The sequence below is a fragment of the Nocardia sp. NPDC005366 genome (assembly GCF_040606855.1).
Taxonomy (GTDB): domain Bacteria; phylum Actinomycetota; class Actinomycetes; order Mycobacteriales; family Mycobacteriaceae; genus Nocardia.
Map to the genome: position 1 here is coordinate 15,209 of NZ_JBEXFQ010000058.1, position 13,684 is coordinate 28,892.

Here is a 13,684-nt window from a genome sequence, read left to right on the forward strand (position 1 = left end):
CGAGTTGACCTGCGTGAACGGCGGTTGGCGCGGTGCGCCCAGGGCGGCGCGAACCGCAACCTGGGTCACGACGGTGCGGTTGTCCGCCCCGCGTGAGTGTCGTCACTCGGGTTCGCTCAGAGCTTGTAGGCGCGGTGCAGCGCGACGATGCCTCCGGTCAGGTTCCGCCATTTCACCGACGACCAGCCCGCGTCGGCGATCCGCATCGCCAGCTGTCGCTGATTCGGCCAGGCCCTGATGGATTCGGCCAGGTAGATGTACGCGTCCGGATTACTGCTCACCGTGCGTGCCACCCGGGGCAGCGCCTTCATCAGGTATTCCATGTAGACGGTTCTGAACAATGGGACAACCGGTGTGGAGAATTCGCACACCACCAGCCTGCCGCCGGGTTTGGTGACGCGCAGCATCTCGCGCAGCGCGCCCTGGCTGTCGGAGATATTGCGTAGGCCGTAGGAGATGGTCACCGCGTCGAAGGAATTGTCGGCGAAGGGCAGCGCGGTCGCGTCGGCCGCGACCATCGGCACATCGCGGAACTGTCCCGCGGCGAGCATGCCCTTGGAGAAATCGGCCGCCAGGCACCACGCCCCGGATCTGGCCAGATCGAGTGTGGAGATTCCGGTGCCCGCCGCCAGGTCGAGCACCCGCTCGCCGGGGCGCGGCGCCACCGCCTTGCGGACCGCCCACCGCCAGTACCTGTCCTGGCCCGCCGAGATGACGGTATTGGTGATGTCGTACCGCTTCGCGACCCCGTCGAACATCGACGCGACCTCGTGCGGCTGCTTTTCGAGCGAGGCCCGAAACGATTCCCGCTGCTCTGTTTTCGCCACGGGTTCGACCCTAGTGCGCGGGCCGATCGCGCGACCACGGTGGCGGTCGAAGCCGCCGGGCACGTCGCGCTGTCACGGCAGGTGGGACGGGGTGCCGGTGACCCGGCGCACACGCGACGATCCGCGCTCAGGCCGTATGCGGCAGCCGGATCCGCATCCCGGTCACCTCGGCGTAATGCCCCATCAGTTCGGCGCAGATGGCGGGCCAGGTGCGGTGCAGTACGGATTTCCGGGCCGAATTCGCGAATCGGGCCCGAATATCGGAATCGCGCAGGGCGCCGACGGCACTGGGCAGTAGTTCTTCGAAGCGCTCGACCGGCAGCAGATAGCCGTTGCGGCAGTGCGAAATCAGGTCGCGCGGGCCGCCCGCGTCGGGGCCGATCACCGGCACACCCGAGGCCAGCGCCTCCTGGACGGCCTGGCAGAACGTCTCGTGTTCGCCCGCGTGCACCATGACGTCCAGGCTCGCGTAGGCCCGCGCCAGTTCGTCGCCACCGAGTTCGCCGGTGAACACGGCGTCGGGCAGCAGCCTCGCCAGTTCGGCCCTGTCCGGTCCGTCACCGACGACGATCAGCTGAATATCAGGGTCGTGAGCGAGAACGGCGAGCCGATCCACGTGTTTCTCCGGGGCGAGCCGCCCGACGAACCCGACGAGCAGTCGCTCGGATCCGGCGAGCCAGTTCGCGCGCATATCCGCCGATCGCGCGGACGGGGCGAACCGGGCGATGTCGACACCTCGGCCCCAGCGGTGGATCCGGGGAATGCCGTGTCTGCCCAGATCTTCGGCCGCCGCGCGGGACGGGGCGAGGGTGCGCGTCGCGCCCTCGTGGATACGCCGGGTCCAGTGCCAGGCGGCCCGGCCCGCGAGTCCGAGCCCGTAGCTCCTGGCGAATCCGGCGACATCGGTCTGGTAGACGGCCACCGTCGGCAGATCGAGCCGCACGGCCGCGCCGAGCCCGCCCGCGCCGAGCAGGAACGGCGAGGCCAGATGCACCACGTCGGCGCCGAATTCCGCGATCGCGGCGGTGATACCCGGCTGTGGCAATCCGACCGGCAGCGAACTGATCTTGGGAACCATCACCGCGGGCACCCGGTGCACCCGGAAGCGGCCGTGATGACGTGGGGCTGCGGGTGATCCGCGCGGAGTGTCGGGCGCGATGACCAGCGCCTCGTGACCGTGCCGATCCAGGTGGTCGAGGATGTGGAGGACGGAATTGACGACGCCGTTCATATTCGGCAAGAACGACTCCGAAACGATGGCTACGCGCACCGCTTCAGCGTGACCGCCGGATCGCGCCGACCCGCCACGCCGACGTGACATCCGCGAAAACGTCCGGCGAACTATTGACGGCTCGGGCCGGACACGCTGGTCAAGGGCGGCGACGGCCAAGTCGGGTGAGAATCCACAGCGTGGGCAGCGCGAGCAGCCAGGCCACCACGATCACCGAGAGCGCTGGCAGCAGCGCGACGCGCACATCGCGGCCGGCGACCCTGACCAGATCGGGATCGGCGCGGTCGTACTCCACATTGATACGCTCACCGGCGGTGAGATTGGTCGGATACAGCACGCCGACCTTGGGATTATGCGTCTCGCCGTCCGGGGTGACGTAGATGACCGCGGAGCGCAGCCGTCCCGCCGAGAGCACCTCGGCGGTGGTCACACCCTTGTCGGAACTGATCAGATAGTCGTTGCGCCAGGCCGCGAGGACGAGCAGCCCCATGAGCACGCTCACCACCGCCGCCGCGATGCAGACACCGAATTTCGCCCGCCGCAGGCGAACGGCGCGCCTTTCGGGCTGGCTGGTTTCCGACACCGCCACAGGCTACCGAGCGATTCGACTAGCGTGAGCGCCCATGTCCCGAAAATTCAGCTTCACCGTGCCCTACGCTGTCCCGGTCGAAGATCTCCACCGGGCACTCACCGGCGACGACGTGTGGCACGCCCGATTCGCCGAGGCGACGACCGCGACCCTGGAACTGTCCCATCCCGAAGGCGCGGGCACCATTCGCATCCATATGACCGAAAAGGCACGTAAGGATAAGGTTCCCAGCATCGTGGGCAAGGTGCTCAAGAGTGAACTCGTCCTCTCGCGCACCGATCACTGGCAGGCCCTGGACGGAGAAATCGCCAAGGGCGTCTTCGAGGGCACGACCGGTGGAATCGCCAGCGAGCTGTCGGGCGCCTACGAAATGCGCCCGACTGCCGAAGGCGCGGAAATCGAGGTGGTCGGTGTCGTGAAGGTGAAGGTTCCGCTGGTCGGCGGGGCCATCGAGCCGCTGGCCGAACAGTTGTTCCATCGGGTGCTCAACAGCGAGCGCGCATTCATCGAGCAGTGGGTGTCCAGCGACGCCAACGCCTGACGACGAAGCGGGTTCGGGCCCGTCCCGGCTTCGGGGCCGGGCCCGAACCGTCGTCACTCGCCGCCGAAGGCCGCCGGATCGAACGCCTTCGGCTCGACCAGCACCAGCCAATTGCCGGAATTATCCCGGATGATCGCCTCGACGCCGTAGGGGCGTTCGGCGGGTGGTTGCACGAATTCGACGCCCTTGGCGGTCAGCTCCTCGAACGTTTTCTGGCAGTTCTCGGTTCTCAGGCCGAGCGCGCCGTGCGTGCCGTTGGCCAGCGCGCGGCGGATCGCGTCCGCGAGATTGTCGTCCAGCGGTGGTCCGGGGACCATCAGGGTCACCTCGAGTTCCGGATGATCCGGGTGAGCGATGGTCACCCAGCGGAAGCCGTTGTCGCCCATCGCGATATCGGCGGATTCCACGAAGCCCAGGTTGTCGATGTACCACCGCTTGGCCGCGTCCTGATCGGTCACATACACGGTGACCAGGGAAATATTGGAAATCGTCGTCATGGGTCCCAGGCTATTTCGCCGCGGGTCCGCCGGGCTTCTCCGAAATTGCGGTGTCGCTGTCCAGCGGTCGCTCAGTCGCGTTTGCGGTCGGACAGACCGTGCATGAAGACGTAGCAGCCGGGGATACGCGGCGCGCCGTCGGCGAATTTCGCCTGGTACTCCGACGGGGTCACGCCGACGAGCTGGCGGAATTTACTGCTGAAGGACCCCAGGCTGGTGTAGCCGACCAGCATGCACACCTCGGTCACCGTGAGGTTCGTGGCGCGCAGCAGATCCTGGGCGCGTTCGATCCGCCGTTCGGCCAGGTAGACCGCGGGAGTGCGCCCGTATACGGCGGCGAACGCGCGCAGGAAGTGGTATTTCGACACCCCGGCCGCCGCGGCCAATTCATCGAGATTCAGCGGATCGGCGTACCGGCGATCCGCCAGATCCCGTGCCTTGCGCAGATGCGGCAGCAGGTAGAGCGTGGGCAATCCTCGTTCCGGTGGGTGCGCCATGGCTTTCACTCCGCGTGGATCAGGAGAAAGGCTGCAATTCGTCCATGCGCAGGGAAGCGCGGCCCGCCAGCCGCCAGGCCCGCGCGGTGAGGTCGAGATCCTCGTCGGTGACCAGATTGCCCATCACCCGAACGGCGGTGCGCTGCAAGTATTTCGAACGCATCACCGGCGGTCCGCCGAGAGGCACCATGCGCGGGTGGGTAGCCAGGCCCGCGATCCGGCGCGCCACCGAGAACGTGCGCCCGTAGCGGGCGAGGAGTAGTTCCGGCCAGACGCGGGTGAGATCCGGTTCGTCGAGGAGGTCGGCGAGCATATGCCCGCCCTCCAGGCCGTAGTCGATACCCTCGCCGTTGAGCGGGTTCACACAGCCGGCGGCGTCACCGATGAGCACCCAGTTACGGCCGGCCACATGCGAGACCGCACCGCCCATCGGCAGCAGCGCCGACGCGATCGCCCGCAGTTCACCTTCGAATTGCCACTCCCCGTATCGTTGCGAAGTGTAGTGCCGCAGAAGAGATTTCAACGCGATATGAGACGGGCGGGCCTCGGTGGCGAGTGAGCCGACGCCGATATTCACCTCACCGTTGCCGAGCGGGAACACCCAGCCGTAGCCGGGAACCAGTTCGCCGTCGGCATCGCGCAATTCCAGATGCGAGGTGATCCACTGATCGTCGCTGCGCCCGGATTTGATGTAGGCGCGCGCGGCGGTGCCGTAGGCATATCGGCGGTGCCAGGTTCGGCCGAGCATCTTGCCGATGGGGGAGCGGACCCCGTCGGCGACCACGAGAGTCGCGCAGGCGATGGTGCGCGAACCCGCCGCGGTCTCGACCGTCACCGCCGCGATACGGTCCCCGTCTCGAGTGACATCCACCACCTTCGTGCCGTCCAGCATTCGCGCGCCCGACTTCACCGCGGTCTCGCGCAACTTGTCGTCGAGTTCGGTTCGGGGAACGGCGCTTCCGTAGGTGGGGAAAGATCCGGCGGGCCAGCTCAGCAGCGCCTCGCGGCCGAATCCGGTCATCCGCAGGCCGTGATTGACGGTGTGGGCGCGCACCCATTCGCCGAGGCCGAGATGTTCGAGTTCCTTGGTGGCGCGCGGCGTCAGGCCATCGCCGCAGGTCTTATCCCGTGGGAAGACAGCGGAATCGACCAGCAGTACGTCGCGGCCCGCGCGCGCGGCCCAGGTGGCGGCGGCCGAGCCGGCCGGACCAGCGCCGACGACCAGCACCTCGGCCCTGCTCGGCAGCGCGTCCCCGTCGCCGCTCGCGGGAGTGACATCCGGTGAGCCCATGCGCCCATACTTGCAGGGCGATCTCGCCGATGTCGACGGCGGACCCGTCAGCCGCCGCCGGTCGCTCCCGCCAGCACTGGTGATCCCGCCCCGGCGAATGTGTGGAAAAGTGGGCGATACACCGCATAGTGACGGTGTTCATGGGCCGCGCGGCGCGGACACGCTAGGTTCTTCACCGTGGGGTCGGACGCATCGCTGGGAGAAGAGATGAGTACATCGGCTGTGGCAGCGCAGAGCACGGTGGTGGCCGGGGTGGATCTCGGTGACACCGAGCTGGCGTCGACCGTGCGCAACGCCCTGGAACAGGTCGAGAAGCTACTCATCGATGAACTCTCCGACGGAGAGGATTTCCTCCAGGAGGCCGCGCTGCACCTGGCACGGGCCGGGGGTAAACGCTTCCGTCCGCTGTTCACCGTCCTCACCGGTCAGCTCGGGCCCAACCCCACCGATCCCGCGCTGATCGTCGCGGGCACCGTCGTCGAACTGGTCCATCTGGCGACCCTCTACCACGACGACGTGATGGACGAGGCCCAGATGCGTCGCGGGGCGCCGAGCGTGAATTCGCGCTGGGGCAACAACATCGCCATCCTCGCGGGCGACTACCTGTTCGCCCACGCCTCGCGGCTGACCTCCACCCTCGGCCCGGACGCCGTGCGCATCATCGCCGAAACCTTCGCCGAACTCGTCACCGGTCAGATGCGCGAAACCATGGGCGCGCGCGAATCCCAGGATCCGGTCGAGCACTACCTGCGCGTGGTCTGGGAGAAGACGGGGTCGCTGATCGCCGCGTCCGGTCGTTTCGGCGGCACCTTCTCCGGCGCCGATACCGCGCATGTCGAACGCCTGGCCCGACTCGGCGACGCGGTCGGCACCGCCTTCCAGATCTCCGACGACATCATCGACATCTCCTCGGCGTCCGAACAGTCCGGTAAGACCCCCGGAACCGACCTGCGCGAAGGCGTGCACACCCTGCCGGTGCTGTACGCGTTGCGCGAGGACGGCGCCGAGGGCGATCGGCTGCGTACGCTGCTCGCCCGTCCGCTGGAATCGGATGCCGAGGTCGAGGAGGCCCTCGCGCTGCTCGCCCGGTCCAGGGGCATGGTGCTGGCGAAAGAGAAATTGCAGGGATACGCCGATATCGCGTACACCGAACTGTCCGCGCTGCCGCCCGGTCCGGCCAACGACGCCCTCGAGCGCCTGGTGCGCTACACCATCGAACGGGTGGGTTGAGTCCCGACCGGCGGCGATCTGTGGTTACCGATCAGGAACCTTTCCGTGGCGCGTGTCGTTGACCTGGTGTGCGACGCCAGTCTCGCCGCACTCGAGAGCCTGGCCTTCATACGCGGAGAGGCGGAACAGGGCGGATATGCACGGGTATGCGAATGGGCTGAAGACCTTCGGTCTGATGGTCGGCCTCTCGGCGCTGATCGTTTTCGCCGGGGCCATGTTCCGCAGTCCGACCATCCTGGTGATCGCCGTCCTGCTCGCGGTCGGAGTAAACGCGTACGCGTATTTCAACAGCGATAAACTCGCGCTGAAAGCGATGCACGCGCAACCGGTCAGCGAACTGGAGGCGCCGGTCGTGTACCGGATCGTGCGCGAGCTCGCGACCACCGCGCGTCAGCCCATGCCGCGGCTCTACATCAGCCCGACCAACGCCCCCAATGCCTTCGCCACGGGACGCAGTCCACGCCATGCCGCGGTCTGCTGCACCAGCGGCATCCTCCAGATTCTCGATGAACGAGAACTGCGCGCCGTCCTCGGCCACGAACTCTGCCACGTCTACAACCGCGATATCCTCATCTCCTCGGTCGCTGGCGCGCTCGCCGCGGTCATCTCCGGTCTGGCCAACCTGGCCTTCTTCGCCTCGATGTTCGGCGGCAGGGGTAATGGCGAAGGCCCGAATATCCTGGGGGTCTTGCTGATCTCGCTATTCGGCCCGATCGCCGCGACCCTGGTCAAGCTCGCGGTCTCGCGCTCGCGGGAGTACCAGGCGGATCAGTCCGGCGCCGAATTGACCGGCGACCCGCTCGCCCTCGCCTCGGCACTGCGCAAACTGGAACGCGGTGTGCAGGCCGCGCCGCTGCCGCCGGAGCCGCAGTTGACGGCCCAATCGCATCTGATGATCGCCAATCCGTTCCGCGCCGGTGAGCGCGCCGCCCGCTGGTTCTCCACCCATCCGCCGATGGCCGAGCGCATCGCCCGCCTCGAGGAGATGGCGGGCGGCCCGCGCCGGTACTAGTCACTCGTCGGCTACCAGTTGACGGTGCGGCGCTCCGGCCCCGAGGACGGGGCTCTCGAAAGCGGGGGCCGAAAAACAAATGAGCGAGCTGTGTAGGCGTTTCCGCGTAGACAGCTCGCTCACTCGTATCGGGTGGCAGGTGTAGGATTCGAACCTACGTAGGCTTTCACCGACAGATTTACAGTCTGCTCCCATTGGCCGCTCGGGCAACCTGCCGTCGCGCTTCTCGGCGCGCAGTGCAGCTTACAACGTACCCCGCCCCGTAACGCAAACCGGCTGGACAATGGCCGTGCGATGCGACGAGGACCCTGCTCGGCGGGTAGAACTGACAGTGACCGGTAGTACCGGTCGAACGAGCCCGTAAGACCGTCAGGAACAGGAGCGCAGTGTGGCCGATTCGTCTTTCGATGTCGTCAGCAAGGTCGACCGGCAGGAGGTCGACAACGCCCTGCATCAGGCGGAGAAGGAATTGAACACCCGCTACGACTTCCGCGGCACCGGCGCGACGATCGAGTGGTCCGGCGAGGAGAAGATCGTGCTCACCGCGGAGGCGGAGGAGCGGGTCAAGGCCGCACTGGAGGTCTTCAAGGAGAAACTGATCCGCCGGGATATCTCGCTCAAGGCGTTCGACGCGGGCGAGCCGCAGCCCTCCGGCAAGACCTACAAGATCACCGGCACTCTGGTGCAGGGCATCGACGCCGAGCACGCGAAGAAGATTTCCAAGAAGATCCGCGACGAGGGCCCCAAGGGGGTGAAGGCGCAGATCCAGGGCGAGGAGCTGCGCGTCAGCAGCAAGAAGCGCGACGATCTGCAGGCGATCATCGCCCTGCTCAAGGGCGAGGATTTCGGTATCGCGCTCCAGTTCGTGAACTATCGGTAGTCGAGCGGGCGGGCGGCTACCGAGACGGTGGCCGCAAAACCCACTCTGACCACACGGTTTGGAACTGCGACCGGTAAGTGTGTAACCTCGTTCAAGACTTCGCCGCGCCGAAGTCGAGCAGATGAATTCGGTGCGGAGCTAGTCATGCCCCCTTAGCTCAGTCGGCAGAGCGTTTCCATGGTAAGGAAAAGGTCAACGGTTCGATTCCGTTAGGGGGCTCGCCGGATTGCCGGTGGTGACCGACTCGGCATCGCTAACGTTTCCACGATAGAGGGAGCCGGGCGCGTCATCTAGGCAATGCGACCCGTGGCGGTGTAGCTCAGTCGGTAGAGCAAACGACTCATAATCGTTGTGTCGCCGGTTCAAGTCCGGCCATCGCTACCAAAGAACCGATCAGACCATCTGGTTGACCGAAAGAAGGAATGTCGTGGCCGCGAAGTCCACCGATGTCCGGCCAAAGATCACCTTGGCCTGCGAGCAGTGCAAGCACCGCAACTACATCACCAAGAAGAACCGGCGCAACGATCCGGATCGGCTGGAACTGAAGAAGTTCTGCCCGAATTGCGGAACCCACCGGGCACACCGCGAATCCCGCTAGTCCATTCGACGCGTGCCGCTGCCGCGTGATTGGGCACCGGGTGCGAACCCCGGTTATCTCGGAACGTGAAGCTGCGAAGGGCCGGACACATATGTCCGGCCCTGAGTGCGTTTACGGATTCGACGATGGTGGACCGCGAGCGACAGTCGACACAGCCGCGAACATGCGGGCATGTCGCCGAGCATCAGCGACGCGACATCGTGCCCGCTCCGCCGAGACTCCGCCTCGGGGTCAGATAGGTACAGTCCTTCCGTGACAATGAACACCGGTACAGCAGAAGCGGTCCAGGCGAGCGAGGACGATTTCGACCCCGCCACTCACGCGGCGGCGATGGTCGGTCACCACTACCGCGTCGACGACTACTACGAAGTCGGCCGCGAGAAGGTTCGCGAATACGCCCGTGCCGTGCAGGACTACCACCCGGTGCACTGGGACGAGGATGTCGCGCAGCAGTACGGCTACGACAGCCTGCTCGCGCCGCTGACCTTCATCTCCCTCGTCGGCATTCTGGCTCAGCGCAAACTGTTCGAGACCATCGTCACCGGTTACGACCTGAGCCAGATCATGCAGACCGACCAGATCCTGGAATTCCACCGTCCCATCCGGGTCGGTGACCAGTTGACCTGCGATGTCTACTTGCATTCGTTCCGTCAGGCATTCGGCGGCGACATCATCGTCACCAAGAACATCGTCACCGCGCAGAACGACGAGGTGGTGCTCACCACCTACACCACGCTCATCGGACGCAGCGGCGGTGATATCGATCCCAATCTGACCGACGCGGTGCGCAATGTGCTGATGCACGGCATCGACGAGGAAGCGCCGGTTCACCGCCCGCGCACCCCGATGCCGGGCGCCGAGGCGCCCGCGCCGGTGACCGCCGTCGCCGACATCGCACCGAACAGCGGCGCGCTGGCTTTCGAGGACATCGCCGTCGGCCAGGAGTTGCCCCCGCGTACCGTCCGGCTCACCCGCGGCGATCTGGTCAACTACGCGGGCGTTTCCGGCGACGCGAACCCGATCCACTGGAGCGACGAGGTGGTCAAACTCGTCGGCCTGGACAACGTGGTGGCCCACGGCATGCTCACGATGGGACTCGGCGGCGGTTTCGTCACGTCCTGGCTCCGCGATCCCGGCGCGGTCAAGGAGTACAACGTCCGCTTCACCAGCCCGGTCTATGTCGGCTCCGACGAGGCGACCGAAGTGGAGTACACGGGCAAGGTCAAGTCGGTGGATCCGCAGACGCGGACCGCGGTCGTCGCCATCGTGGCGAAGTCGGCGGGCAAGAAGATCTTCGGGCGCGCCACCGCGACGGTTCAGCTGGCCTGACCTGGTCGGCTGACCCTGATTGGCTATCTGCGCGGGCGGTAACGTAGACTCAGGTTTCTGGGGTCACCAGCCGCTGCGCGCTGCTCTATGGGGCTGGTTCCAGACGGCCCGAAAGGGCCGTCGACGGGGCCGGCAACCGCCGGAGCGGCGCGCGTGTTGTGTGGCACCGAGTACAACTGAATATGAGAAGAGTGGTTGGACGAGAGTCACCGGTCCAACCGAAGGGGCGTAGCTCAATTGGCAGAGCAGCGGTCTCCAAAACCGCAGGTTGCAGGTTCAAGTCCTGTCGCCCCTGCCCTGAATGCCAGCGACCAGAGAGGATCGACGTGAGCGAGCGTAGCGAGCGAGCACTGTGCCAGCACGCCTCGCGCATGCCGGAGTCGAGCGAGGCGCGAGCATGAGCGATGAGCGGGACACCCGCCGCGGCGCGTATGACGACGACGCGGTGGCGCGGCCGAGCGGTAAGCGTTCCGCGCGGCGTAGTCGCGCCGGATCCGCTCCCGTCGATACCGGCTCGGTAGCCACGATCGACCGCCCGTCGAAGAAGGCGGGAAAGCCTGCGGCCAAGCGCGGGAATCCGATCTCACGCTTGATCAAGTTCATGCGCGAGGTCGTCGCGGAATTGCGCAAGGTGATCTGGCCGAACCGCAAGCAGATGGTCACCTATACGAGCGTTGTTCTGGTGTTCGTGATCTTCATGGTCGCGTTCATCAGCGGGTTGGATCTGGCGTTCATCAAAGGTGTCAACTGGCTGTTCGGCTGAGCACCCGCGAACGCCGACACCGGTAGCCGATCCCGGGGCGGGCGGAGCGATTCATGCCGCGCCCGGCCCGGCACGCAGAGGATGTACGTGACGACACAGGAAGCGAGTGCCCCAGTGAGCACCCCGGAGAACGACACCAACGACGAGTTCCCGGTCGACGACGCGGTGGACGCCGCGGAGACCGTCGAGGAATCTGCTGTGGTCGACGAATCCGAGTCCGCTGACGCCGAGCCCGAGGTCGAACCCGCTCCGGTGGAGGCCGATCCCGTCGCCGAGATGAAGGCGGCGCTGCGGCGCGCCCCCGGTGACTGGTACGTCATCCACTCGTACGCCGGCTACGAGAACAAGGTGAAGGCCAACCTCGAGACGCGTGTGCAGAACCTCGACCTCGAGGAGTACATCTTCCAGGTAGAGGTGCCGACCGAAGAGGTCACCGAGATCAAGAACGGCCAGCGCAAGCACGTCAACCGCAAGGTGCTGCCCGGCTACATCCTGGTTCGGATGGAACTCAACGACGAATCGTGGGGTGCGGTGCGCAACACCCCCGGCGTCACCGGATTCGTCGGCGCCACCTCGCGTCCCTCGCCACTGTCGATCGATGACGTGGTGAAATTCCTCGTCCCGGCCGCGCAGCAGCAGAAGAAGCCCGCCGCGGCAGGCGCCGAAACCTCCGCCTCCACCGATGTGACGCCGAAGCCGGTCATCGAGGTCGATTTCGAGGTCGGCGAGTCGGTGACCGTGATGGACGGCCCGTTCGCGACGCTGCCCGCCAGTATTTCCGAGGTCAACGCCGAGCAGCAGAAGCTCAAGGTGCTCGTCTCGATCTTCGGTCGCGAGACCCCGGTCGAGTTGGCGTTCACCCAGGTCGCGAAGATCTGATCGGCGGGGGCCGCTGGACGGCCCCACGCGAAGGACCAGGGCGCGGCCCCGGTAAGGTGTGTTGGTTCGTGCGCGGATCCGATGCGCGTCGATCGGGTCCGTGTTCGATGCCGGGCTCGCGCGTCCGGATGCGGGCCGAGCCCGCAACAGGCTTACGGCAACCGTAAGGAACCGAAACCAAGGAAGAAAGATGCCCCCCAAGAAGAAGAAGCTCGCCGGGATCATCAAGCTGCAGATCCAGGCCGGCCAGGCGAACCCGGCCCCGCCGGTCGGCCCCGCGCTCGGTCAGCACGGCGTCAACATCATGGAGTTCTGCAAGGCGTACAACGCCGCGACCGAGTCGCAGCGTGGCAACGTCATCCCGGTCGAGATCTCGGTGTACGAGGACCGGACGTTCGACTTCAAGCTGAAGACCCCGCCCGCCGCCAGGCTGCTGCTCAAGGCCGCCGGTGTGCAGAAGGGTTCGGCCGAGCCGCACCGCCTCAAGGTCGCGAAGGTCACCATGGACCAGGTCCGTGAGATCGCCAAGACCAAGCAGGAAGATCTGAACGCCAACGATATCGATCAGGCGGCCAAGATCATCGCGGGCACCGCGCGTTCGATGGGTATCACCGTCGAAGGCTGAGCGACCGCGCTCCCGAGTGGGAGGGCCGGCCAGGCCCGATAACCACTTCTGAACCGATTTCAACAAGGACAGAGAATCATGGCAAAACGAAGCAAGGCGTATCTCGCCGCGGCCGAGAAGGTCGACAAGTCCCAGCTGTACTCCCCGCTGGCCGCCGCGCGGCTCGCGAAGGAGACCGCCACCGCCAAGACCGACGCGACCGTCGAGGTCGCCGTGCGTCTCGGCGTGGATCCCCGCAAGGCCGACCAGATGGTCCGCGGCACCGTCAACCTGCCGCACGGCACCGGTAAGACCGCCCGCGTCATCGTGTTCGCGGCGGGCGAGAAGGCCGCCGAGGCCGAAGCCGCCGGTGCGGACGCCGTCGGCGCCGAGGATCTGATCGAGCGGATCCAGGGCGGCTGGCTGGACTTCGACGCCGCGATCGCCACCCCCGATCAGATGGCCAAGGTCGGCCGGATCGCGCGTGTCCTCGGCCCGCGCGGCCTGATGCCGAACCCGAAGACGGGCACGGTCACCAACGATGTGACCAAGGCCGTCAACGACATCAAGGGCGGCAAGATCAACTTCCGCGTCGACAAGCAGGCCAACCTGCACTTCGTCATCGGCAAGGCGTCCTTCGACGATGCCAAGCTGGTGGAGAACTACGGCGCCGCGCTGGACGAGATCCTGCGTGTGAAGCCGTCGACCGCCAAGGGCCGCTACGTCAAGAAGATCACGGTCTCGACGAACACCGGACCGGGCATCCCGGTGGACCCGAACCGCACCCGCAACCTCCTGGACGAGGATGCGTAAGTAGCACCCAGTACCACCGCCGAGGGCGGGAACGCGGATTCGCGATCCCGCCCACGGCGCGTTCGATGAGATCTGAAGAGAGTAGTGTAGGGAAAGAGTGTTA

At 66.2% G+C, this 13,684-nt stretch carries 16 protein-coding genes and 4 tRNA genes; 13 read left to right on the forward strand and 7 right to left on the reverse strand.

Features of this window, described 5'->3' with window-relative positions; translation table 11 throughout:
* Positions 1 to 116: 116 nt before the first annotated feature.
* From ABZS43_RS34945 to ABZS43_RS34955, 3 genes are all read right to left on the reverse strand, one after another.
* The gene (locus ABZS43_RS34945) at positions 117 to 827 is read right to left on the reverse strand and encodes a demethylmenaquinone methyltransferase (protein WP_355040287.1); all 711 of its coding nucleotides are present in this window, start codon (positions 825 to 827) and stop codon (positions 117 to 119) included.
* A gap of 127 nt (positions 828 to 954) precedes the next feature.
* Positions 955 to 2,097, reverse strand: coding sequence for a glycosyltransferase family 1 protein (locus ABZS43_RS34950; protein WP_355040288.1), 1,143 nt, complete (start codon positions 2,095 to 2,097; stop codon positions 955 to 957).
* Positions 2,098 to 2,197: 100 nt separating this feature from the next.
* Complete coding sequence (locus ABZS43_RS34955; RefSeq protein ID WP_355040289.1) at positions 2,198 to 2,641, reverse strand: DUF3592 domain-containing protein; 444 nt, start codon at positions 2,639 to 2,641, stop codon at positions 2,198 to 2,200.
* A gap of 40 nt (positions 2,642 to 2,681) precedes the next feature.
* Here ABZS43_RS34955 and ABZS43_RS34960 point away from each other — a divergent pair, with 40 nt between their 5' ends.
* Positions 2,682 to 3,188, forward strand: coding sequence for a DUF2505 domain-containing protein (locus ABZS43_RS34960; protein ID WP_355040290.1), 507 nt, complete (start codon positions 2,682 to 2,684; stop codon positions 3,186 to 3,188).
* 53 nt (positions 3,189 to 3,241) lie between these two features.
* On the opposite strand, the gene ABZS43_RS34965 is transcribed toward ABZS43_RS34960, so the two are convergent.
* From ABZS43_RS34965 to ABZS43_RS34975, 3 genes are all read right to left on the reverse strand, one after another.
* Positions 3,242 to 3,685, reverse strand: coding sequence for a VOC family protein (locus tag ABZS43_RS34965; protein WP_355040291.1), 444 nt, complete (start codon positions 3,683 to 3,685; stop codon positions 3,242 to 3,244).
* A gap of 71 nt (positions 3,686 to 3,756) precedes the next feature.
* Complete coding sequence (locus tag ABZS43_RS34970) at positions 3,757 to 4,182, reverse strand: AraC family transcriptional regulator (RefSeq protein WP_355040292.1); 426 nt, start codon at positions 4,180 to 4,182, stop codon at positions 3,757 to 3,759.
* Between the two features lie 19 nt (positions 4,183 to 4,201).
* Positions 4,202 to 5,473, reverse strand: coding sequence for a geranylgeranyl reductase family protein (locus ABZS43_RS34975; RefSeq protein ID WP_355040293.1), 1,272 nt, complete (start codon positions 5,471 to 5,473; stop codon positions 4,202 to 4,204).
* Positions 5,474 to 5,680: 207 nt separating this feature from the next.
* Here ABZS43_RS34975 and ABZS43_RS34980 point away from each other — a divergent pair, with 207 nt between their 5' ends.
* Positions 5,681 to 6,703, forward strand: coding sequence for a polyprenyl synthetase family protein (locus tag ABZS43_RS34980; RefSeq protein ID WP_355040294.1), 1,023 nt, complete (start codon positions 5,681 to 5,683; stop codon positions 6,701 to 6,703).
* Positions 6,704 to 6,839: 136 nt separating this feature from the next.
* Positions 6,840 to 7,715, forward strand: coding sequence for a zinc metalloprotease HtpX (htpX, locus tag ABZS43_RS34985; RefSeq protein WP_355040295.1), 876 nt, complete (start codon positions 6,840 to 6,842; stop codon positions 7,713 to 7,715).
* 133 nt (positions 7,716 to 7,848) lie between these two features.
* Here htpX and ABZS43_RS34990 read toward each other — a convergent pair.
* A tRNA-Tyr gene (locus tag ABZS43_RS34990) sits at positions 7,849 to 7,931 on the reverse strand.
* A 172-nt stretch (positions 7,932 to 8,103) separates the two neighbouring features.
* On the opposite strand from ABZS43_RS34990, the gene ABZS43_RS34995 reads away from it, so the two are divergent.
* The 10 genes from ABZS43_RS34995 (at position 8,104) to rplA (ending at position 13,581) form a co-directional block, all read left to right on the forward strand.
* Complete coding sequence (locus tag ABZS43_RS34995; protein WP_355040296.1) at positions 8,104 to 8,595, forward strand: YajQ family cyclic di-GMP-binding protein; 492 nt, start codon at positions 8,104 to 8,106, stop codon at positions 8,593 to 8,595.
* 146 nt (positions 8,596 to 8,741) lie between these two features.
* A tRNA-Thr gene (locus tag ABZS43_RS35000) sits at positions 8,742 to 8,814 on the forward strand.
* An 89-nt stretch (positions 8,815 to 8,903) separates the two neighbouring features.
* Positions 8,904 to 8,979: transfer RNA gene (locus ABZS43_RS35005), tRNA-Met, on the forward strand.
* A gap of 43 nt (positions 8,980 to 9,022) precedes the next feature.
* Positions 9,023 to 9,193 (forward strand): 50S ribosomal protein L33, encoded by a 171-nt coding sequence (rpmG, locus tag ABZS43_RS35010; protein ID WP_011211653.1) that lies wholly within the window; start codon positions 9,023 to 9,025, stop codon positions 9,191 to 9,193.
* Positions 9,194 to 9,451: 258 nt separating this feature from the next.
* Complete coding sequence (locus ABZS43_RS35015; protein WP_355040301.1) at positions 9,452 to 10,522, forward strand: fused (3R)-hydroxyacyl-ACP dehydratase subunits HadA/HadB; 1,071 nt, start codon at positions 9,452 to 9,454, stop codon at positions 10,520 to 10,522.
* 222 nt (positions 10,523 to 10,744) lie between these two features.
* A tRNA-Trp gene (locus ABZS43_RS35020) sits at positions 10,745 to 10,817 on the forward strand.
* 102 nt (positions 10,818 to 10,919) lie between these two features.
* On the forward strand, positions 10,920 to 11,285 hold the full coding sequence (secE, locus tag ABZS43_RS35025) for a preprotein translocase subunit SecE (protein ID WP_355040297.1): 366 nt from the start codon (positions 10,920 to 10,922) through the stop codon (positions 11,283 to 11,285).
* A 114-nt stretch (positions 11,286 to 11,399) separates the two neighbouring features.
* Complete coding sequence (gene nusG, locus ABZS43_RS35030; RefSeq protein WP_355040302.1) at positions 11,400 to 12,164, forward strand: transcription termination/antitermination protein NusG; 765 nt, start codon at positions 11,400 to 11,402, stop codon at positions 12,162 to 12,164.
* A 190-nt stretch (positions 12,165 to 12,354) separates the two neighbouring features.
* Complete coding sequence (gene rplK / locus ABZS43_RS35035) at positions 12,355 to 12,789, forward strand: 50S ribosomal protein L11 (RefSeq protein WP_109528833.1); 435 nt, start codon at positions 12,355 to 12,357, stop codon at positions 12,787 to 12,789.
* A 78-nt stretch (positions 12,790 to 12,867) separates the two neighbouring features.
* Positions 12,868 to 13,581 (forward strand): 50S ribosomal protein L1, encoded by a 714-nt coding sequence (gene rplA, locus ABZS43_RS35040; protein WP_355040298.1) that lies wholly within the window; start codon positions 12,868 to 12,870, stop codon positions 13,579 to 13,581.
* Positions 13,582 to 13,684: the final 103 nt, after the last annotated feature.

Coding starts and splice junctions, on each gene's coding strand:
- ABZS43_RS34960 (WP_355040290.1), top strand. CDS start 2,682: ATGTCCCGAAAATTCAGCTTCACCGTGCCCTACGCTGTCCCGGTCGAA.
- ABZS43_RS34980 (WP_355040294.1), top strand. CDS start 5,681: ATGAGTACATCGGCTGTGGCAGCGCAGAGCACGGTGGTGGCCGGGGTG.
- rplK (WP_109528833.1), top strand. CDS start 12,355: ATGCCCCCCAAGAAGAAGAAGCTCGCCGGGATCATCAAGCTGCAGATC.
- ABZS43_RS34965 (WP_355040291.1), bottom strand. CDS start 3,685: ATGACGACGATTTCCAATATTTCCCTGGTCACCGTGTATGTGACCGAT.
- ABZS43_RS34975 (WP_355040293.1), bottom strand. CDS start 5,473: ATGGGCTCACCGGATGTCACTCCCGCGAGCGGCGACGGGGACGCGCTG.
- ABZS43_RS34970 (WP_355040292.1), bottom strand. CDS start 4,182: ATGGCGCACCCACCGGAACGAGGATTGCCCACGCTCTACCTGCTGCCG.
- htpX (WP_355040295.1), top strand. CDS start 6,840: ATGCACGGGTATGCGAATGGGCTGAAGACCTTCGGTCTGATGGTCGGC.
- secE (WP_355040297.1), top strand. CDS start 10,920: ATGAGCGATGAGCGGGACACCCGCCGCGGCGCGTATGACGACGACGCG.
- ABZS43_RS35015 (WP_355040301.1), top strand. CDS start 9,452: ATGAACACCGGTACAGCAGAAGCGGTCCAGGCGAGCGAGGACGATTTC.
- rplA (WP_355040298.1), top strand. CDS start 12,868: ATGGCAAAACGAAGCAAGGCGTATCTCGCCGCGGCCGAGAAGGTCGAC.